We start from the raw sequence: 20,481 nt of genomic DNA, 5'->3' as shown, positions 1-20,481 counted from the left end.
ACCTGACTCCTGCGGCGTGGATCGCCCACCGCGCGCCGTAGCCGTAGGTCTCGCCCGACCTCAGGGAACGTCGCCGGCGGCTTGTGCTGCACGCGCCCTGCTCGCCAGCGCGTCGAGCATGACCAGGGCCTCGTGCAGGCCGTGCGGACGCAGCTGTCCGGGGCGTGGTGTGCGGCCCCAGCCGGGCCCTGTGAGCAGGACGCGGCTGCGGGTGCGGGCGCCGCGGACGCCCCAGTGGGTGGAGGCGATGTGCTGGGCCAGCTCCATGGCGGCCGTCGCCGAGGACTGCGACCACAGGACGACCGCACTCGGCCCGACACGGTGCACCGCGGCCAGCAGTGCCTCCGCCGGGACCGCGCCGCCCAGCATGAGGGTGGCGACTTGCCGCTCGGCGAGCGCGGCGTTCAGTGCCTCCAGCGGCAGCGTGTGCTGTTCGCCGGGCACGCAGGCGAGGATCACGGGGGCCGAGGACGATGACGCCCGGGTGGCCGCGGCACTCACGTAGACGTGGCGGATCGTCGTTGAGATGTGCCACGACAGGAGGTGCTCGACCTCGACGTAGCGTTCGCCGGCTGACTGCCACTTGCGTCCGACGGCCTGGAGGGCCGGGGCCAGGATCTCCTCCCACGCGACGACCAGCCCGTGGGTGCGGACGGACGTCGTGAGCTGCTCCTGGACCGCTGCGGCGTCCAGCCGTACGGCGGCGCGCGCGAGGCCCTTGCATTCGGGTCGCACCGTTCCGAGCGGCAGGCCGCTGCCGGAGCGGGAGGCGTACGGGGAGCCGGATGCGTCGTCCGTGGCAAGCGGGAACTCGGCCGGTTTCTGGTGTGCGGGGTCTCGATGGGCGAGGTTCTTGGCGGCCCGCGCGGCTTCCCCCGGCGGAATGCCGACAGCGGTCAGCCGGCACATCTCCAGGACCATGGCGACGTCGTCGGGTGTCCACCTGCGATGGCGTCCCTGGGCCCGGGCTGCCGGGCCGAGGCCGTATCTCCGGTCCCACGAGCGCAGCGTGGTGGGCGACACGCCCAGACGTCTGGCGAGGGAACCGGTCGTCACCCCGGCCTCCGCGGGAATCGCTGCCGTCGGTTCGCTCACGTCCATGGGAAGGTCCCGACGTACAGGGCGGAGCGGGCGTGAGCGCCCGGATGCCGCGCCGGCACGACACGCTCGACTCCGCTCACAAGGGCCTCCCGTTCGGTCTCGCCTTCGCCTTCCCCGCCCTGATCTGTTCTTCCTTCGGATGCTTGACGGATGCACGAACGGACTGTGATCCGCACCGAGAGACGGATTCGATGCAGAGACGATGCGAGTGGTCCATCTCGCATTGATTGCGCACTGTGGAGGAGCAGCAGTCGCTCGCGGCGACCGCGAGGCCCGGCGGAGGAGGAGCCATGACGACCGCACAGCGAACCGGCGCGGACATCGACGACAGTGCGCTGGTGGACGCATTCCTCAGGGGGGACGAGACCTGTCTCGCCACCGTGTACCAGCAGTGGGGTTCCCTCGTGTACACCCTGGCCCGGCGTGCCCTGGGGGACGCCAGGGAAGCCGAGGACGTCACCCAGCTGGTCTTTCTCGCCGCGTGGCGCGGCCGGGCGGGATACAAGCCGGACCGCGGGACCCTGCCCGGCTGGCTCACGGGCATCACCCGGCGCAAGGTCGCCGACGCGCTGGCGGCCCGCACCCGCCGCACCGAACTGGTCGCCGCAGCGGGCGCCGAGCTGATGCTGAGGGCCACCGACGAAGCCGTGCGGCCGGAGGCCGCCATCGACCACGTCCTGCTCGCGGACGAGATGTCGCTGCTCCCGGCACCGCAGCGCCGGGTGCTCAACCTGGCCTTCTACGACGACCTGACCCAGACCCAGATCGCCGAACTCACCGGCTGGCCCCTGGGCACCGTCAAGAGCCACGCCCGCCGCGGCCTGCGCCGCCTCGCCTCCCGTCTGCGCGAGGACGACCCCGTCGCCTGCGCCGCGTGACATCGACGCACAATCGATTCAACTCAATCAGCATCATGGCCCGTCGGCACAACGGTGCGATCCGCAGACACGGACCACGGGCAGGACCCGCGGTGTCTGCGCGCCCGGCGCGTCGGGTGACGCCGGCTCAGCGCCCGGTCTCGCGGCGTTCGACCAGGTGCCGGTGCGATGTGCTCCAGTCGATCCTGTCGGCGAGTTGTGTCAGGAGACCGTCGGCGGCCCAGCCGGCCTGCGGCTCGTGGCCCCGCTCGGCCAACTGGCGTACGTGGTCGAGAGTTTGCCGCTGTCTGGCGATCACGGCGTCGACCACGCCCGCGGTCGAGTCGAGGCCGTAGGCGCCGCAGAAGTCCTCCAGCCGCGCACGGCGGTCGGGCGGGGTCGGGTGGTGCAGCCAGCGCAGACACTCGGCGTCGTCACGGAACGGGGCGACGTATTCCAATGCGTAGGCGATGTCTTCCATGGGTGGCGCCGGACGGGCGAAGTCCCAGTCGATGAGGCCCACCGGCCGGTCGCCCCGCCAGACTACGTTCCAGGGGCCGAAGTCCCCGTGGCAGATGACCTCGCCGCCGCCCGGGGCCGCGGCGCCCGTGGACCAGGTCGCCCCGGGCGGAGGTGCGAAGTCCCGACAGGCGTCGTGGTAGTCGCGCAACAGCCGGGCGAAGTTCCGCAGCCCCTGACCGCCCACCACCTTGGCCCAGCCTGACGGCCCGGACTCGCCCTCGATGTAGGTGAGGACTTCTCGACCCTCGTCGTCGATTCCCAGTGGGCGTGGCGCACAGGCGAAGCCGACGTCCGCCAGGTGCCGCAGCAGCGCATGCACGGTCGGCGTCCACGGCTGGACGGGCCTGCGGACAGTGTCACCCACCCGCACCACCCGGCGGTGGACACCGTCTTGCATCACTTCCTCGCTCGTCACGGGGTTCAAGCTACCTAACCAATATCAAACCCCTTGCCCCTGTCGGCTGTTGGCCTTCTGACTGCCGAGCGCCGCCGCCCGACATCGAGACTTTGTCCTAGTCATGGAAAAAGTCGAGAGATCAGGCGCGAAAGGGGTTACGCGTCCGCACGAAGGCCGCTAACTTCCTTGAAATGAACCGGTCATTCACAGATGGCCGGTTCAACGGCGCGACGGCGCGCGCCTGTTCTCCCCTAGACGGGACCGATCGTGTCCCGCTGTCACCCCCACCCCTCGGGAGACTCTGTGCGCACAAGACTGCTCAGACCCAGGTTCGTCCGCACGTTGGCACTGACGGTGGTGTGTGCCGTCGGCTTCCTCGCCCCGGGCACCGCGAGTGCCGCACCGCCGGATCGGCCGACCGGCACGAGCGCGGCGGCCCCGGCGTTCCAGCAGGTCACGCTCGCCAAAGGCGTGGCCGAGACAGGCGAGCCCATGACGTTGACGGTCCTGCCGGACCGGTCGGTACTGCACACCTCGCGCGACGGCACCGTCCGGCGGACCGACGCGAACGGCAACACCGCCGTGGCGGGCAAACTCACCGTATACAGCCACGACGAGGAAGGCCTGCAAGGCATCGCGGCCGACCCGGACTTCGCGTCCAACCGCTTCGTCTACCTCTACTACGCACCTCAGTTGAGCACGCCCGGCGGTGACGCCCCGTCCGACGGAGCCGCCTCCGACTTCACGCCGTTCGACGGCGTCAACCGGCTCTCCCGGTTCGTGCTGAAGGCCGACAACACCCTCGACCTGGCCAGCGAGAAGAAGATCCTCGACGTTCCCGCCTCCCGCGGCATCTGCTGCCACGTCGGCGGGGACATCGACTTCGACGCGGCCGGCAACCTCTACCTGTCGACGGGCGACGACAGCAACCCGTTCGCCTCGGACGGCTTCACCCCCATCGACGAACGGGCCTCCCGCAACCCCGCCTACGACGCCCAACGTTCCGCGGGCAACACCAACGACCTGCGCGGAAAGGTGCTGCGCATCAAGGTCGACGCAGACGGCACGTACGCGATCCCGAGCGGCAACCTCTTCGCGCCCGGCACCGCCAAGACCCGCCCCGAGATCTACGCGATGGGATTCCGCAACCCCTTCCGCATGAGCGTCGACAAGGCCACCGGCATCGTCTACCTCGGTGACTACGGCCCTGACTCCGGCACCTCCTCGGCCGGACGAGGCCCCGAGGGCCAGGTCGAGTTCAACCGCATCACCAAGGCAGGCAACTACGGCTGGCCGTACTGCACGGGCCGCAACGACGCCTACGTCGACTACGACTTCGCCACCAACACCTCAGGAGCCACGTTCACCTGCTCGGCGCCGAAGAACACCTCACCCCGCAACACCGGTCTCACGGACCTGCCCGCCGCACAGCCGGCCTGGATCCCCTACAACGGTGACTCCGTACCGGAGTTCGGCGGCGGCTCGGAGTCGCCGATGGGCGGCCCCGTCTACCGGTACGACGCCGCATCGACCTCCGAGGTCAAGTTCCCGCAGGAGTACGACGGAGACTTCTTCGCGGGCGAGTTCGGACCCCGCTGGATCAAGCGCATCGAGGCGGGAACCGACGGCACCGTGCAGTCCATCAACCCCGTCCCCTGGAGCGGCACCCAGGTGATGGACATGGCCTTCGGACCGGACGGCGCCCTGTACGTCCTGGACTACGGCACCGGCTACTTCAACGGCGACGAGAACTCCGCCCTGTACCGCATCGAGTACGCCACCGACGGACTCGCGCCGACCGCCCAGGCCAAAGCCGACATCACCTCCGGCGTGGCCCCGCTGACCGTCGCCTTCTCCTCGTCCGGCAGCGCGGATCCGGACGGCGGCGCTCTCACCTATGCCTGGACCTTCGGGGACGGCGCCACCTCCACGGCCGCCAACCCCTCCCACACCTACACCGCCAACGGCCAGTACACGGCCACGCTGAAGGTCACCGACCCGACCGGAAAGACCGCGACCGCGTCCGTGCAGCTCACGGTCGGCAACACCGCGCCCACCGTACGACTCGACCTGCCCGCGAACGGCAGCATCTACGACTTCGGAGCGGCGATCCCGTTCAAGGTCACGGTGACCGATCCCGAGGACGGCACCATCGACTGCGCCAAGGTGAAGGTGTCGTTCATCGTCGGACACGACAGCCACGGCCACCCGCAGACCTCGGCGACCGGATGCAGCGGAACACTCCAGACCCTGGCCGACGGCGAACACGACCCCAACGCGAACATCTTCGGCGTCATCGACGCCGAGTACACCGACAAGGGCGCAGGCGGCCAGCCCGCGCTGACCGCACACGACCAGCACGTCACCCAGCCCTCCCACCGACAGGCCGAGCACTACGGCAACTCCTCCGGCGTGGACGTCATCACCCACGCCGCCGCCCACGGCGGCAAGACCGTCGGCAACATCGACAACGGCGACTGGATCTCCTTCACGCCGTACGCCCTCGCCAACACCACCGGCTTCACCGCCCGAGTCTCCTCGGCGGGAGCCGGCGGCACCCTCGAGATCCGCTCCGGATCACCGACCGGAACCCTCCTCGGAACCGCGACCGTACCCGTCACCGGCGGCTGGGAGACCTTCCAGGACGTGACCACCACTCTGGCCGACCAACCCAGCGGCACCACCCAGCTGTACCTCGTCTTCAAGGGCGGCAGCGGCGCCCTGTTCGACGTCGACGAGTTCTCCTTCACCACCTCCGGCGCGGGAACGCGCACCGGCCCCGTGAAGGGTGTCAACAGCAAGTGTCTCGACGTGGACAACGCCGGGACGGCGGACGGTACGCAGGTGCAGTTGTGGACGTGCAACGCCAGCGGTGCCCAGAGTTGGACCCTCGCCGCGGACGGCACAGTGCGCGCGCTGGGCAAGTGCCTGGACGTGTCCGGCGGGGCGAGTGCCGACGGGACGAAGATCCAGTTGTGGACGTGCAACGGCACGGGAGCGCAGCGGTGGGCGCCGCAGTCGGACGGGACGGTGCGTAATCCGCAGTCCGGCAAGTGTCTCGACGCTTCCGGCGGCACCTGGAACGACGGCACCCCGGTCCATCTGTGGACCTGCCACACCGGCCCCAACCAGAAATGGACCCTTCCCTAGAAAGGAGGCGACCTGACATGCGTACGCGACTCACAGCGACCATCGGCCTGTTCACCGGCCTCCTGCTCTGCCTGACCCCGCAAGCCACCGCCGTACCCGAACCGACGGGCACGCCCGCCGGCCCGACCCGCCAGGCGGAACCGGCCCCCCTCGCCCCGACCGCCGCGGCGGCCGACCCCTCGTACAAGATCCTCGTGTTCTCCCGTACCGCGGGCTTCCGGCACTCATCCATCGACGAGGGCGTCTCAGCACTGCAAGCCCTCGGCGCGGCCAACAACTTCACCGTGGACGCCACGGAGGACCCCCAGGTCTTCACCGCCGCCAACCTCGGCCAGTACAAGGCGGTCGTCTTCCTCTCCACGACCGGCGACGTCCTCGGCGACGCCCAGCAGACCGCCTTCGAGCAGTACGTCAACGCCGGCGGCGGCTACGTCGGCATCCACGCCGCCGCCGACACCGAGTACGACTGGCCGTTCTACGAGGGCCTGGCCGGGGCCCTGTTCCACTCCCACCCCGCCATTCAGCCCGCCACCGTCAAAGTCGAGGACCGCGCCCACGACGCCACCGCCCACCTCGGCACCACCTGGCAGCGCACCGACGAGTGGTACAACTACCGCACCAACCCCCGCACCACCGCACACGTGCTCGCCTCCCTCGACGAGTCCAGCTACACGGGCGGGAACATGTCCGGGGACCATCCGATCGCATGGTGCAAGGACTACCGAGGGGGCCGGGCGTTCTACACCGGAGGCGGACACACCGAGGAGTCGTACAGCGACCCCGCTTTCCGACGACACCTCCTGGGCGGCATCCGCTGGGCCGCGGGTATGACCCATGCGGACTGCCGCCCGGAGAACGGCTACACCTCATTGTTCGACGGCACCTCCACCAACGGCTGGCGGCAGGCGGGCCCCGGCGGCTTCACCCTCACCGCCGACGGCAGCCTCACCTCCCACGGCGGCCTGGGCATGCTCTGGTACGCGGCCGAGGAGTTCACCGGCGACTACTCCCTCAAGCTCGACTGGAAAGCCGCCGGCGACGACAACTCCGGTGTCTTCCTGGGCTTCCCCGCCTCCGACGACCCCTGGTCCGCGGTCAACAACGGGTACGAGATCCAGATCGACGCCACCGACGCGGCCGACCGGACCACGGGCGCCGTGTACGGGTTCCAGTCCGCCGACCTCGCGGCACGCGACGCGGCACTGAATCCGCCGGGGGAGTGGAACACGTATGAACTCCGCGTCACCGGCGAACGACTGGAGATCTTCCTCAACGGGTCCAAGATCAACGACTTCACCAACACCGATCCCGCCCGCAGTCTCCAACAGGGCTACATCGGCATCCAGAACCACGGCGACGGCGACGAGGTCGCCTTCCGCAACATCCGGATCGACGCGGAGGACGCCACCCCTCCCGGACCCGTCTCGGGCCCGGTGAAGGGCGTCAACGGCAAGTGTCTCGACGTGGACAACGCCGGGACGGCGGACGGTACGCAGGTGCAGTTGTGGACGTGCAACGGCAGCGGTGCGCAGAGTTGGACGCTGGCCGCGGACGGCACAGTGCGCGCGCTCGGTAAGTGCCTGGACGTGTCCGGCGGGGCGAGTGCCGACGGGACGAAGATCCAGTTGTGGACGTGCAACGGCACGGGAGCGCAGCGGTGGGCGCCGCAGTCGGACGGGACGGTCCGTAATCCGCAGTCCGGCAAGTGTCTCGACGCTTCCGGCGGCACCTGGAACGACGGCACCCCGGTCCATCTGTGGACCTGCCACACCGGCCCCAACCAGAAATGGACCCTCCCCTGACCCCCTGAGAAACCAGCAACCTCCGCTCAGCGGGCCGTAGCGGCACGTAGACCGCCGCTACGGCCAAGGGGGGCCCATCCGTCCATGGATGTTCCGACGACTCGCAATCCCGTCGACAGCTCAGCGCACCCTCGGCAATGCTGCAGTGCCGTCGCACCGCCATCAGGAGCATCCGTGTCGTGCAGGACCACGAACGGCGATCGGACGCAGGAGGTCGTGGCCGTCCTGGACGCACCCGAGCGGCGGAACCACCTCGTGGCCGTCTGCGTCGTCCACGAGGAAGCGAGAACAGGCGGCCAGTTCTTGCTGCGACGCACGCGACATCGGCCACTGACGCCGTGCGCTGGGGCAATCCTCAACCCATGCACGGCCTCAGGACCTCGAAGACCTGTGCCCGTCCCGCATGTTCCTCTGGGACGGGCGCAGGTGTGTGCGGCGCGGGGATCAGGCCTCGGCAGGGCCTTCAGGGGCGAGCAGCACTGCCGCACCGGTGCGGTGTGCGACCGCGTCGCTCACCCGGGGGTTGAACAGCGCCTCGACGGAGCCCCGGTGATGCGGGGTCAGGATGATCAGGTCGGCGCCGAAGGCCTCGGCGGACTCGGTGATGGACTCGGCCACCTGCGTGGTCAGCCCGCGGGTGAGGCTGCCCTCCGCCCGGACGCCCTTCTCGGCGAGGATCGCCAGCGCCTCGTCGACGACGGCCTTGCCCTCGGTGTCGTCCTCGAGGGCGACGACCGTGGCGAGGGAAGCGGCGGAGGCGATGACGTGCAGGACCCGCACCTCGGCGTTGGTCAGCTTCGCCAGGTCTCCCGCCAGGCGTATGGCGGAGAGTCGGGCGGGGTCGGGGTCGACGGCGACGAGGATGCGCTGGAACACGGACACGGTTGATTCCCCTTCCGTGGACACGGAGGATTCTCCGGCTGGTCGGGGCCGCCGGTGGACGGCATGACGCTTCGGCGCGTCCGGCGCCGAAGGAGTTCTTCCTGTCTCCACGGCATGATCCTCTCACCGGCGCGGGGAGGGCCGACCGGCGGGTCCATGTAATGGCCATCAATGTCGCCGAACCGGCTCAGGGCACCGGCTCAGGGCACCGGATCGGGGTGGGGATCGGGGTCGGGAACGATCTCCTGGGCCCGCGACCAGAGGGCGTTGAACCATCTGACCTGGCGGTTGACTCGTTCGTGATGCGCGTCGAGCGTGGTTTTGATGTTGACTCCGAGCTGGTCGGGTTCGAACTCCAGGTACAGGTCGGTGTCGAAGATGACGACGTCCCGCGCGGCCGGCCTCGGGTGCGGATTCGTTTCCGGAGTGGGCGGCAGGACGAGATAGCGCACCGTGATGCCGACGTCGAGCTGGGCCTGGCACAGCTCGGTGAAGCGGGCCATGACCACGGGGTCCTCCGCCTCGGTCTCCTTGATCATGAAGAGGCGGCGGATGGTGACCTGCCGGACCGCCATGGCCTCGGTCTGTGCGTCCAGGTACGGCCCTGCCGTGTCCGTGCCCCAGAAGGGCTGGTCAACGGAGCTGCTGGTGGCGTCGATCGTCCGTTGGGCGCACTGTGTCAGGCGGATGAGCCATTCGTTGTTGTCGCGCGGCCAGTGCGCGCTCTTGCCGGTCAGGTCGGTGACGACGGAGGCGAGACTCTCGACTTCCGACCGGGCGAACGCCTTGACTATCTCCGGGCCCTGTTGACCGACCCGCCTCAGACTTGTGATCAGCCGTTTGGCGTCGCTGGTGCTCATGCCCGCCTCGTCCAGGTCGCTCAGCAGAGCGGCGGCGTCACTGAGGTGGTCGAAGTGCTCGTCCGTCCGGCGGCTGCGCTCGACGTGACCCGTCTCGACGGTGGCCAGGCGCTGCTCGAAGTCCACCATGTACTGGACGATGAGCGTGGAACCACCGATGACGACGGCTACCGCGATCTTCCACAGTTCGTCGCCCGACTGCTTCACCAGGTTGGTGAGCACGTACGCGCCGGTGCTCACGACGATGGTGATGAGGATCTTGAGTATCAGGGGCGAGACATGCACCCCGTGGGTGGCCGGTTGCGGTGTGTCCGGATCGCCTTGCATATACGTCTCCCCCCGTCAGATGCTCACAAGATGGTGCCCCGTCGGCTCGGCTCCGGCACCTCTGGGAGCGAGTGAAGTGAAAGCAGCGCCAGTCGGTCTCGAATGCGCTGGGCGAGTGTCTGCCACTGCCTTCCGTAGCCCGGTGTCCTGTCCAACTGTTCCCATACCGGGTGCAGGGCGCTGTCGACGCGGGCCCGGGGCATCCACAGGTGCAGCAGGTGGTCGACGAGCGGTCCCAGGACCCCGGGGCCGGACCGGTCGTCCGTGGCACCGGTCCGCAGTCCGTCGAGTTTGTCGGCGACGGTGGTCAGCAACCAGTCGTGCAGCGCCAGATCCTCGCAGAGACCGGCTGCGGCACCGGGCGTGGTGTCGGGCGGCAGGCGCAGCTCCACGACCCTCAGGCCGTCCTGGTGCTTGGTGAACAGCACGGTGGGCCGGTCATAGGGGAGCGTCCGTGCGGCGGTCCAGCGCAGACGGGTGTCGATGGTGGTGAGCGGCGGATCGTGGTCGAGGACCCGGTGCTGACGAGAGATCCGCGCTGTGAGGGCCTCGGCGATGGACCCGATGTCCAGTTGTCCTGGACGGTGTCCGAGCAGGAAGCCGCGGGCGACCGCCTGCCCGGCCGGTCGCCCCACGGGTACGAGCAGCCCGGGCCGGACCAGGTAGTGGCCCCAGGGTTGGCGCCGGTCGGTGCCGGTGTCGGCCAGGGAGAAGAACGCGGAGGACTGGAGCACCCGGCCTTCCACGAGCATCGCGCGCATGAGCACGGTGCCCACCGCGCGGACCCGTGTCCCCGTGTCGGAGGGCAGTGGGCAGTCGACGCCGGTCGGCACTTCCGGGGAGGCCACGTGACGGTTGGGGTGCCGGGAGACCCTGACGCGGTCGTCGGCGCGCAGTTGCAGCAGTCGTACGGCCGTGGGCTCGTCCAGCGCGTCGCGGGTGGGCAGCAGGCAGGTGCGGACCTCACCGCAGGCGAGGACGGAGCCGGGGTCCGTGGGTGCGCTCGTCATGTCACAGTCCGGGCGGGAACACGTAGGTGACACGGTCCGCGATGCCCGCGGGCACGTCGAAGCGTTCGTCCGCGGAGCGCTGCGCGGCTTGCCGGAGCGGCCCCTCCTCGACGTGGACCTGGTCGAGGATGACACGCACGGCGTGCTCGACGGGCAGGAACCGGCCTGGCAGCACACTGCAGGTGGCGTACGCGGTGAACGGCGCGGCCTGGGGATTGAGCTGCAGCACGGCGGGCAGCGCGTCCCATTCCTCGGGGAAGTCGGGGTCTTGCCAGGCGACCGGCTTGAGCACCGCTCGGCCGCCGTCGCGGAGCAGTCCCAGCCGGACCAGTTGCCACACCGCGGCGAGGAAGGCGCAGGACCAGGTGCGCTGACCTTCCGTCTCGTTCCACAGCTCGATGTCCATGAAGACGGAGTGGCCGCGCGCGCCGGTCTCCGCGGGCGGGTGCCAGACCGCTGTGGTGGGGTCCAGGGCGGCGGAGGTGCGCTGTGCGGGGGTGCGTTGACCGTTGCTGAGCCAGCCGGTGCGGCTGACGGGCGGCCGGAAGCCGCTGCTGCCCGGTGGCGGGGACTCCACCAGCCTGGCCGCGACGGACTCGGCAGGGTGGATGAGCTTGCCGTCAGCACCGGGAGCGGTGGCGCAGGCGGATTCGCGGGCCAGGTAGTCGACGGCCAGTCCGGCGCGAGCGGCCTCTTGGACCAGCGTCGGCAGGAGTTCGTCGGGAGGGGCGAGCCGGGAGAAGTAGTCGTCGATGAGGAAGCAGGTGCTGACGCGCGGGCGTCCACCGGTGAGGGACGTGCCCAGTCCGGACCGCACGGCGTCCACCCACGGTCGTACCGTGGCGAAGTGGCGCCGTAGCCGTTCGGGTCCCTCGACGATGTCCTCCATGTACAAGTGGCCGATCTCCAGGGAGAGATGGGAGAACGGCAGGGACTCGGTGCGTGGTTCGGCGCTGGATTCGCGGAAGATCGGGACGGAATGGTTCACCGCTCCCCCCAGAATCCGTCGTCGGTCAGCCGCTGGGCGAGGTTGCCCAGGGCCAGCCAGGTCTGCGGGTCGGCGATCTGGCGGTCGTGCACGTCCTGGTCGGTGATGAGCCGCTCCTGCCACTGGAGGACGGGTTCCAGCGGGATCTTGGCGACCATGACGGTGCGGCCCAGCCCGCGGTTGGAGGCGAGCTTCTCCAGGGTGCTGTCGCACTGGGTCATCCACGCGTACCTCGCCGGTCCCACCTGGGACCACAGGGGCGAGTCCGGATCGGGTACGGCCGCCCGTACGAAGCGGATGGCGCCGCGCAGTGCGTGGCGGTCGTGGCCCAGGCTCTCGCCGGTGCTGAGGATGCCGCGTGGGCCGAAGGCGAGTTCGGCCGCTGCGGCGACGTGCTGCCGTGTCCAGCGGTGGAAGACCAGCCACCGGTGGGGGAGCCGGTCGAGTCCGAGTCCGGGTGTGGTGGCTTGGAGGATCAGGTCGACGGCGTAGCTGCGTCCGGCGCTCAGGTCCACGATGAGCATGTCGAACTCGCGTCTGAGCCGCAGGATGAGGTCGACGCACCGGTGCACATGCTCCTGGTCGGTGACGAACTCACCGCCGTAGCGGTCGCCCGGCAGGAGGACGAGGCGGCCGGAGCCATTGGGCCGGTTGCGCAGGTCGGAGTGTTCCGTGTGGGCCCAGACATCGACGCGCAGGGGTTCGCCGACGACGCCTTGCAGATACGCGTGCAGTCCCGCCGTCTCGGCCTCGTGGTGGACGTCGGGCAGGTCGAAGACGGTGGTGGCGGTGGGGGATCCGAAATCGAAGTCCAGGAAGCAGACGTCGGAGCCCTCCAGGGCACACTGGTAGGCGAGGTTGGCGCTGGTGACGGACCTGCCGGTGCCGCCCTTGTCCGAGGCTGCGAAGACGAGCACGTCACCCCTTCCCGTCGGTGCCGCGGGCCCGGGCGAGGGTGTCCAGCCGGGCCAGGACGTCAAGGGCGAGCGCGAGCGCGGTTCCCGCCTGTTCGGCCACCAGCCGGTGCGCCCGCTCCAGGTCGGCTTCCAGGCGCTTCATCCACTTCTCCTGGTCGGTGGCCCGGCTCGGGGCCGGGTACATCTCCTGCTCCCTGCCCAGCAGATGGGCGGCCTCACTGATCGCCTCCTGAGCCTGCCCGGACAGGTCGCGGCTGTGGCTCGGCGGCTGGATGTACAGCAGGTGCGCGGCGACCATGCACTCGGCGACACGCTCCGTGATGCTCCACGAAGGACTCCCCGCCGGGAGCGGCGCCTGCAGGCCCGTCACCGGAAGGCCGCTCCACAGGCCGATACCCACACCGTCCTCGATGCGGTGGCTCCACACGTGATCGAGGGTCTCCTCCGCGAGACGCAGCAGCTTCTCCTCCTCGGAGGTCCTCTGCGCCAGCGAGCACAACTGGACCGCGCGCTTGAGCAATTGGGTGGGGAAGTCGCCCATCACCCAGGCCATGGCAGGCCCCAGCGCCTCGCTGCCCGGCAGCGGCAGGGTGACCCCTGGGCTGTGCGGGCCGCTCTCCTGGCCGTCGCTCGTGGCGGCACCCGTGAAGCGCCCGTGCTCGTTGAGGCGTTCCATGACCTTGATGAGGTTGCTGAGGTCGTGGCCGGTGGTACGCCGACGCATCATGTCGTGCACGAGGACGGAGACGACCGACAGGGAGAAGTACGCCGAGTCCGCTTGCTGGGACGTGGTACGCCAGGGGATCTTCGCGAGCGGCCAGTGGTCCTCACCGAGGCGCGCGAGGGCCGACCAGTACTGGTGGGTGATTTCCCAGCGCAGCCGCAGCGCGTTGGCCAGCTTGTGCTGCTCCGCGTCGAGCAGACCCCGGGTGAGGGTGCGTTCGGACAGCAGGTCGACGATGCCGTCCAGCGCTACGACCGTGAAGTGCAGGTTGGGCAGGGGAAGGGCGACCCCGGGCGGCTGCGGAACCGTCTCATGGGCGGGGCCCTTGAGGGGAACCTCCGGAGCGTCCCGCACAACGCTCCACGCCCATCCGCACTCGAACAGGCGGTTGGGATTGGTGAGTTCGTCACGGACCTCGGCGGGCAGGTCGAGCCCGGGGCTTTCCGTGATGGTCGCGCGCAGGGTCCCGAACCGGTGCTGGAAGCGCTCGACGACCTGACGGTCGGACAGGCCGTCCTGGTCCAGGAGACCGGCGAGAACCTGCCCCTGCGGAGACGCGATATCGATCACGTGCACGGTGAAGGACCGCAGCAGGCCCACGAGTGCGGCGGTCAGCCGCAGGCTGGTGTCGCTGTGGAGCCGGTCGATGCGGTCGAGGGTGGATTGCCGGCGGGTCGTGCTCCGGCATCCTTTGAGGAACTCCAGCACGGCCAGACACAGGCTGACGGACATGGAGTAGGAGTCGACGACGTCGATGTCCCGTTGCTCCGGGGCGAGTTCCCCGGCCGGGTCGACCGGGACGAAGTAGTGGCCCCCGGCGAAGCCGGGCCTGTGCCCGGAGCGGTTGCGGTCCATGAACTCGCCGAGCACGTCGATGAGCCGCAGGGGGATGTCCGTGGTGTCCCCCCAGGCTCTGAGCGCCTTCGCCACGTCGAGCTGCGTGGTGTCGGGGTGGTCCAGCCGGAAGGCCGGGATCTCGGTGGCGGGATAGAGCAGGCACAGCAGCCGTTCGGCGTCCGCGACACTGCTGCGCCCGTCCGTGTCGTTCCAGGCCCACACGCCTTCGGGGAAGGAATGCCTGGCCAGCGCCTGCCACATGTCGAGCAGATGCTGCCGTGGCCTGATCCGCATCCGGCGCCCCCTTGCCGTCCCTGTCTCCCCACGACGGTCAAAGAAAGCTACCCGCTCAGCGGAAACCGCAAGCGAGAATGATGTAGTCGTAACCGGTGCGCACCTCGCCCTGCTCGCCGATCTCATGGATCCGCACGGAATCGGTGAAACGCCTGATACTGGCCTCGATTTCCGTACGGTCCACATTGCTCGCGGGAAACCAGAGATCGCCTACCTGGTATCCGGCGCTGTGCTCCATGAAGGCGGCGGCGAAGGGCGCGCCCGGAGCGAGTGCCTCCAGAAAGTGCTGGACGGCGCGGTGGAAGTCCTCCGGGTCGGTGGAGATCGACTCCGCCACGAAGAACATGGTGCCGGTCTGCCAGTTGTCCGGCAGATCGAGCGGCCGAAGAATGTCGCCTTCCTTGACCTGTGCGACCTCGCGCAGCCGGGGCCAGGGGCCGTCGGGAAAGCCGGCGTAGGCCTCGTCCGGGCACAGCTTCTGCCAGAACTTCTCCCAGCTGCCGTCGTGTTCTTCGATCTGCCCGCGCAGGTAGGCCCGATTGGTCTTCGACCGGTCGAGCAGGGTGATGCGGTCGCACCAGGGCAGCATCAGAAAAGCCGGGTAGAGATTGGCTCCTGCCCCCACGTCGATACCGTGGACCGGCAGATTGGGCAGCCCCCGGAAATGATCACTGAAGTGCCCGCGGACGATCGACATGATCTCCTCGTCGACGGAGAGCACTTCGATGTAGTTCTTCTCCACATACTTCGCGGAGTCGAAGTCGTCCCACGGCGCGTCCCCGTTCAACTGTGCCTGTCCATCTGATGATCCGAAAGGCATGCCTCACGGTACCAACACTGTCGCCGAAAGAGGGGTGCGATGAACGCACGGCCATACGCGACGCGCCGTGCCTGATCCAGGCACTTGAACCGGCGCGAGCGCCAGGCAATTCTGGTGCGATGCCAGCACCTTCGCTTCCGCCCGGCCAACCTCGCGAGGCCAACGGGCAGGACATGCCCGACCTTCTGCGCCTGGACGGTGCCGCCTTTCCCGACGATCCGATGCGGAACTCCACCCTGCGCCAGTTGCTGGACATCTACGCGGACCATCTGCTGGTCGTCGATGACGACGACGGCCACCTGTGTGCCTACGTACTCGCCACACCGCCCTACAGAGGGGAAAGCTGGATCTTCAGCCTGGGCGTCGCGCCCGCGAGACGCAGGAAGGGACTGGCCCGCACCCTGATGACGCAGGCGCTGGAAACCCTGCGCTCCGACGGGGCGAGCACCGTCCGGCTCTGGGTGGAGCCCACCAACGAACCGGCCCGAGCGCTGTACGAGTCCCTCGGTTTCGTCCCTGATCCCGAGGGACCACACCCTGACCACTTCGGTCCCGGCGCCCACCGCCTCGGCATGACCCTCAAGCTGTGATGCCGGGGCGCGGCGGTCGTCGTTCCCGCGACGGACCCCGTCGAGGCGGTCGCCCATGCCCCGCAGGGCGCGCCGCCGACTGCCGTCGACGGGTCCGACAGGGGCCATGAGCCGCTCCGCGCCCAGGAGATGGGTGGCCTCGCTGAGCATGTTTGTCGCCAGTCGCATCACGTCGTGGCTGCGGAGGGGCGGCTGCGCATACAGCGAGTGGGCGGCGACCAGGCACTCGGTGACCTCGAAGGAGCGCAGCATACTGATCACCGCAGCCCTCGGCCGAGCACCGGCGGCGTCTCGCAACTCGGCGATGACGGCCTGCACTTCGGGCCGGGTGGTCGTCGCCTCATGGAGCGGCTGTGGAAGGTGACGAGGATGTCCGCCGCGCTGATCGGTATCGTCCGGTTGCGGCGATGAGCCGGGGTGCGATCTCCAGTCGACTGCCGAGGCTCTGCAGTGCGCGCAGGACGTCTCGTTCGGTGATGTCCGGCCGCATGCCGACGCCCCCGCCCTGATCGTGCCCATTCATCGATGCCCCGATTCGTGTCGTCGTCCTTCGCCGTGGCACCGGTCACCCTCAGGATGAGTGAAGCAGCGCACGCGGCCAACGCGTATGCGAGGCCGACCTGCCCGGACTCGGGCGGCTTGACCTGGACCGTCGGAGCCAGGGCTTCGGCCGTGAATTGTTGGCGGCGATGCTCGCCCTCCTACTGCTCCGCACGGCAAGGCACTGCGGCACCCCGCGCCGCACAGCTCAGGATGCGATTCCTCCCGGGGATGAGGCGCCGTGGTTCGTCGCGAGATCAACCTGGGCTTCCGGCCTTGCCACAGCAGGTGCTCCGCGGCGGGCGGAGGGCGGTGGGTGCCGTGTCGCAGACGCCGTCACAGCGCAACGACCCCGGCAACGACATACCGACGGCTGGTGACGGCCTTGGTCTCAGGACTGTGCTGTGCAGGCGGCTTCCGCCTCGGCGACGGTCTCGTAGATTCTCAGGACCTGGTCGCTTCCGGTGACTTCCAGGATGCGCCGCAGGGAGGCGGGTACGCATGCGAGGGCGAGCTGCCTGCCGTTCTGCTCGGCCTGGCGGCGCAGGTCCAGCAGCACGTTCAGGCCGGATGAATCACAGAACCCCACCCGGGCCAGGTCCACCACGATGCAGGCTTCGCTGTGCTGCAACAGCTCGTCGAATCGTGCGCGGACCAGCGCCTGATGTTCGTAGATCATCTCGCCCTTGACCTGTATGTGCAGACAGTCGTCCGAAACGTTCGCATCGATCGAGAAATCCGCCATCACTCACCTGTCCGCGCGACGCCCGCTGATGATCCAGACAATAGCTGCCCGGCTGCCGGCTGGCCCGGCACGCTCTGCACTGTTTACAGCGATCAGGTGCGGCCTGGCGTTTCTCCGCGCCGGGTTGGCCATTGCCTGCGGCACGACGGTTGAGGATCAGGACGGGGCGGCGACGGGCCTTGGCCTGTTGACCGAGGCGTGCCGGGTCGGCGGCGTGCGGGAGGGTCTGGCGGAGCGGATGGGCCGGGCGCGGGTGGTCAGGGTGCCGGTGGCGGCCGGGGAGGTGTAGGGGCCAAACCGGCGTGCGGGTGGGAGAGCGGGAGCGGCGGTCGCCGCCGTAGAGCGGTGATGACCCGGGCCGTGGCAGGACGCCGGCAGGGTGCAGGTCTCGGCCCTGGGCATGCGCCCGGTCATGGTCCACCGGACCCACCACATGGCACCAGCCTGTGCTTCTCGGTATGTCATCGAGAGCACGATCGCCTGCCCGCACGGCTTCCCCTGTCCACGTATCCGGTGTCAGCGAAGCGACGGCACGTACGAGGCCCTCTTCGGCCTGGTCACCTGTCACCTACCGGCATGCACAGCGTCTTTGTGCCTCTCGGACCTGCCCTGCCTAGGTGACGAGGCCATGGAGATGGGCGTAGGCGACTGCGTGGACCCGGTCGCGCAGGTCGAGTTTGGTCAGGATGCGGGAGACGTGGGTCTTGACGGTCTCGTCGCCGATGCCGAGGCGTGCGGCGATCTCGGCGTTGCTGTACGCCCGGGCCAGGAGCAGGAGGACCTCGCGCTCACGAGCGGTGAGGTGGTTCAGGGAGGCCGGAGCGGGTGGCGGTGCGACGCTGTCGGCGAGGCGTGCCATGAGGCGGCGGGTCACCGAGGGGTCGATGAGCGCGTCGCCACGCGCGGCGACGCGGACGGCGGCGATGAGTTCCTCCGGCGGCAGGCTCTTGAGGAGGAAGCCGCTGGCGCCGGCGCGCAGCGCGCGATGGACGTACGTGTCCTGGTCGTAGGTGGTGAGCAGCAGAACCCTGGTGGTGTTGCCCGGGTCGACCAGGATCGCCTCTGTGGCGTGGAGCCCATCGAGCCGCGGCATGCGGATGTCGAGAATGGCCACGTCGGGACGGAGCCGGCGTACCTCGTTCACCGCGGCGCGGCCGTCCGCTGCCTCCGCCACGCATTCGAGGTCGGGCTGGGTGTCCAGGACGGCGCGTAGGCCGGAACGGAACATGGCGTGGTCGTCGGCGACCAGGACGCGCAACGTCATGAGCGATCCATGGGATCCAGAGGGGACAGGGGGAAGGTCACGGTGGTGAGCCATGCTCTGCCGTCGGGCGTGGGGCCGTATCCGGTGGTGCCGTCGAACAGGGCTGCGCGGCTGCGGATGCCCTGGAGTCCCCGGTGCGGTGAGTCGGGTTGGGCGCGGGCGTGGGCCGGGAGGGGATTGGTCGTGGTCACGGTGAGGGCTGCGTGGTCGTAGCGGAGTTCCACCTCCGCCGTACGGCCGTCTCCGTGACGCAGCGCGTTGGTGAGCATCTCCTGCACCACCCGGTAGGCGGCGATGTCCAGGGAGTCGGGCAGCTGTGACGGGACGCCTCGGACGGTGACCTGTGCATGCAGGCCGGCGGCGCTGACGGTGTCCAGGAGGGTGGCGAGGTCGGCCAGGCCCGGCTGACGGTCTTCTCCGCCGGGGTCCGAGGCGTTGCCGTGGAGGAAGTCCAGTAGTCGGCGCAGGTCGAGCATGGCGGCCCGGCTGGATGTCTCCACGGCCGTCAGTGAGTCCGTCACATCCACGGCGTCCGTCGAGGCGGTGGCTTTGAGGCGGGCGACACCGGCGTGGACGCCGATGGCGCTCACGTGGTGCGAGATCACGTCGTGCAGGTCGTGGGCGATGCTGCTGCGCTCCTCCGCGATGGCTTCGGCGAGGGCTTGCCGTCGCTCGCGCTGTTCGCGCTCGGAGCGCTGTTCCAACTCGGCGATGAGGCGCGGCGGGCAGTGGTGTACCGGCCGACGAGCCAGGGGAGCAGCGCGTTGGCCATGGGATCGAGCAGGAGCCGCCCCTCCTCGAAGTCGCCTCCGCCGAGCAGCTGCCCCGCGATGGTTCCGGCCGCCAGGCACAGCAGGGACGCCACGGCGGGCCCTGTGTTCAGCCAGGCGCCCGCGCGGTAGGCGGAGATCAGCAGACCCGCGCTGTTGAGCTGCGGCGGTGGGCCGCCGCCCCCGGGGAGCAGTGCCGCGCCGACGACGGCGACGGCCGCCTGAGCGACGGCCACCACCCCCGACCACCGGGGCGCGGTGGCCAGACTGGCGTCCACCAGCACGATCGCGACGAGAACGGCCCAGCGCCAGGTCGGCGGATAGGACGAGGCGCTGGTCAGGAAGAAGGAGAGGCAGTCGACCACCAGGGTGGTCGCTGCGACCAGGATCGACTGGCGGGTCAGCGATCCGCTGAGGTCGTGGGGGCGGACGGACGCGATGCCGCGCTCCGCTCGCCCTTGCCTCCCGGGCACCGGTACCCCTCTCGTCGGCCGTCGCGGTTGTCCATGATGCCTGGTCACGGACGTGGGCGGGTCCCCCGTCCGGGGGACCCGACATCCCCTGGTGTCGTGACGACAGTGAGGGAGGGGCCTTCCTAGTTTGGTCGGACCATGAACGCCATCCCCGTCCGTACGAGAACGGTTCCGCCCCGACGACGCCGGGTGCGGACGGCCCTCGCGAGCCTGCTGTGCGCCGTGGCTCTGCTGTTCACCGCGAGCCCGGTGGCGACGGCGGACTCCGCGTCGAGCGGCAATGACATCCAGGTCGCCCAGACACTCGGCGACAGGGAGCTGACCGTAGTCCTGCGCCGCGTCACGGGCGTCCCGGGGCCGCTGCATGTGGACGTCATCACACACACCGGCACGGCAGCGGGCCGTATCAGGCTGGGCGTGGTGCCGACCGGGGTGTCCACCTCCTCGCCCGTCGCCTCCGCGTCGGGTACGACCACCGATACGGCCGTCGTCACGCTGGGAGAGACTGCCGGCTCCTACTCCGCACAGTTGCGGGTCGACCAGGTCGGTCCATGGGAGCTCACGCTGGGCGACGGCAAGCGCACCGCGACGATCCCCTTCGTGGTGTCGAA

The 20,481-nt window shown here is 69.5% G+C and carries 18 protein-coding genes; 4 read left to right on the top strand and 14 right to left on the bottom strand.

Annotated elements, in window-relative coordinates; genetic code table 11:
* Nucleotides 1–60: 60 nt before the first annotated feature.
* Complete coding sequence (locus OG885_RS02125) at nucleotides 61–1,101, bottom strand: MerR family transcriptional regulator (protein ID WP_405725002.1); 1,041 nt, start codon at nucleotides 1,099–1,101, stop codon at nucleotides 61–63.
* Nucleotides 1,102–1,391: 290 nt separating this feature from the next.
* Between OG885_RS02125 and OG885_RS02120 the strand changes: the two genes are divergently transcribed.
* Entirely contained in the window at nucleotides 1,392–1,979 is a 588-nt protein-coding gene (locus OG885_RS02120; protein WP_405724999.1) for an RNA polymerase sigma factor, read from the top strand.
* Between the two features lie 127 nt (nucleotides 1,980–2,106).
* Here OG885_RS02120 and OG885_RS02115 read toward each other — a convergent pair whose 3' ends face one another.
* Entirely contained in the window at nucleotides 2,107–2,895 is a 789-nt protein-coding gene (locus tag OG885_RS02115; protein WP_405724996.1) for an aminoglycoside phosphotransferase family protein, read from the bottom strand.
* 285 nt (nucleotides 2,896–3,180) lie between these two features.
* On the opposite strand from OG885_RS02115, the gene OG885_RS02110 reads away from it, so the two are divergent.
* Both OG885_RS02110 and OG885_RS02105 read left to right on the top strand, forming a co-directional pair.
* Nucleotides 3,181–6,027 carry a PQQ-dependent sugar dehydrogenase gene (locus OG885_RS02110; RefSeq protein ID WP_405724993.1) on the top strand — a complete coding sequence of 949 codons (2,847 nt, stop codon included), beginning with the start codon at nucleotides 3,181–3,183 and terminating at the stop codon, nucleotides 6,025–6,027.
* A 17-nt stretch (nucleotides 6,028–6,044) separates the two neighbouring features.
* Entirely contained in the window at nucleotides 6,045–7,829 is a 1,785-nt protein-coding gene (locus OG885_RS02105) for a ThuA domain-containing protein (RefSeq protein WP_405724990.1), read from the top strand.
* A 444-nt stretch (nucleotides 7,830–8,273) separates the two neighbouring features.
* On the opposite strand, the gene OG885_RS02100 is transcribed toward OG885_RS02105, so the two are convergent.
* From OG885_RS02100 to OG885_RS02070, 7 genes are all read right to left on the bottom strand, one after another.
* A complete protein-coding gene (locus tag OG885_RS02100; protein ID WP_405724987.1) occupies nucleotides 8,274–8,711 on the bottom strand; it encodes a universal stress protein in 438 nt (145 codons plus the stop codon).
* A gap of 200 nt (nucleotides 8,712–8,911) precedes the next feature.
* Nucleotides 8,912–9,898 carry a hypothetical protein gene (locus tag OG885_RS02095; protein WP_405724984.1) on the bottom strand — a complete coding sequence of 329 codons (987 nt, stop codon included), beginning with the start codon at nucleotides 9,896–9,898 and terminating at the stop codon, nucleotides 8,912–8,914.
* 23 nt (nucleotides 9,899–9,921) lie between these two features.
* A complete protein-coding gene (locus tag OG885_RS02090) occupies nucleotides 9,922–10,908 on the bottom strand; it encodes an SCO2521 family protein (RefSeq protein WP_405724981.1) in 987 nt (328 codons plus the stop codon).
* A 1-nt stretch (nucleotide 10,909) separates the two neighbouring features.
* Nucleotides 10,910–11,896: an SCO2522 family protein gene (locus OG885_RS02085; protein ID WP_405724979.1), complete on the bottom strand. Its 987-nt coding sequence runs from the start codon at nucleotides 11,894–11,896 to the stop codon at nucleotides 10,910–10,912.
* Entirely contained in the window at nucleotides 11,893–12,813 is a 921-nt protein-coding gene (locus tag OG885_RS02080) for an SCO2523 family variant P-loop protein (RefSeq protein WP_405724976.1), read from the bottom strand. The genes OG885_RS02085 and OG885_RS02080 overlap by 4 nt, the downstream gene beginning before the upstream one ends.
* Before the next feature lies 1 nt (nucleotide 12,814).
* Entirely contained in the window at nucleotides 12,815–14,668 is a 1,854-nt protein-coding gene (locus OG885_RS02075; protein ID WP_405724973.1) for an SCO2524 family protein, read from the bottom strand.
* 55 nt (nucleotides 14,669–14,723) lie between these two features.
* Nucleotides 14,724–15,488, bottom strand: a complete 765-nt coding sequence (locus OG885_RS02070; RefSeq protein ID WP_405724970.1) for an SCO2525 family SAM-dependent methyltransferase — start codon at nucleotides 15,486–15,488, stop codon at nucleotides 14,724–14,726.
* 119 nt (nucleotides 15,489–15,607) lie between these two features.
* Between OG885_RS02070 and OG885_RS02065 the strand changes: the two genes are divergently transcribed.
* Entirely contained in the window at nucleotides 15,608–16,078 is a 471-nt protein-coding gene (locus OG885_RS02065) for a GNAT family N-acetyltransferase (protein ID WP_405724967.1), read from the top strand.
* 931 nt (nucleotides 16,079–17,009) lie between these two features.
* Here OG885_RS02065 and OG885_RS02060 read toward each other — a convergent pair.
* From OG885_RS02060 to OG885_RS02040, 5 genes are all read right to left on the bottom strand, one after another.
* Nucleotides 17,010–17,363, bottom strand: a complete 354-nt coding sequence (locus tag OG885_RS02060) for an STAS domain-containing protein (RefSeq protein ID WP_405724964.1) — start codon at nucleotides 17,361–17,363, stop codon at nucleotides 17,010–17,012.
* A gap of 613 nt (nucleotides 17,364–17,976) precedes the next feature.
* A complete protein-coding gene (locus OG885_RS02055) occupies nucleotides 17,977–18,627 on the bottom strand; it encodes a response regulator (protein WP_405724961.1) in 651 nt (216 codons plus the stop codon).
* Entirely contained in the window at nucleotides 18,624–19,331 is a 708-nt protein-coding gene (locus OG885_RS02050) for a sensor histidine kinase (protein WP_405724958.1), read from the bottom strand. Before OG885_RS02050 ends, OG885_RS02055 begins: the two co-directional genes overlap by 4 nt.
* Nucleotides 19,229–19,870, bottom strand: coding sequence for a hypothetical protein (locus tag OG885_RS02045; protein WP_405724955.1), 642 nt, complete (start codon nucleotides 19,868–19,870; stop codon nucleotides 19,229–19,231). The genes OG885_RS02050 and OG885_RS02045 overlap by 103 nt, the downstream gene beginning before the upstream one ends.
* A gap of 122 nt (nucleotides 19,871–19,992) precedes the next feature.
* The gene (locus tag OG885_RS02040; protein ID WP_405724952.1) at nucleotides 19,993–20,364 is read right to left on the bottom strand and encodes a hypothetical protein; all 372 of its coding nucleotides are present in this window, start codon (nucleotides 20,362–20,364) and stop codon (nucleotides 19,993–19,995) included.
* Nucleotides 20,365–20,481 lie beyond the last annotated feature (117 nt).

Source organism: Streptomyces sp. NBC_00028, assembly GCF_045041065.1.
Lineage (GTDB): Bacteria > Actinomycetota > Actinomycetes > Streptomycetales > Streptomycetaceae > Streptomyces.
The sequence above is the reverse complement of the archived record's forward strand: the minus strand, read 5'-3'. Positions and strand labels throughout refer to the sequence as shown.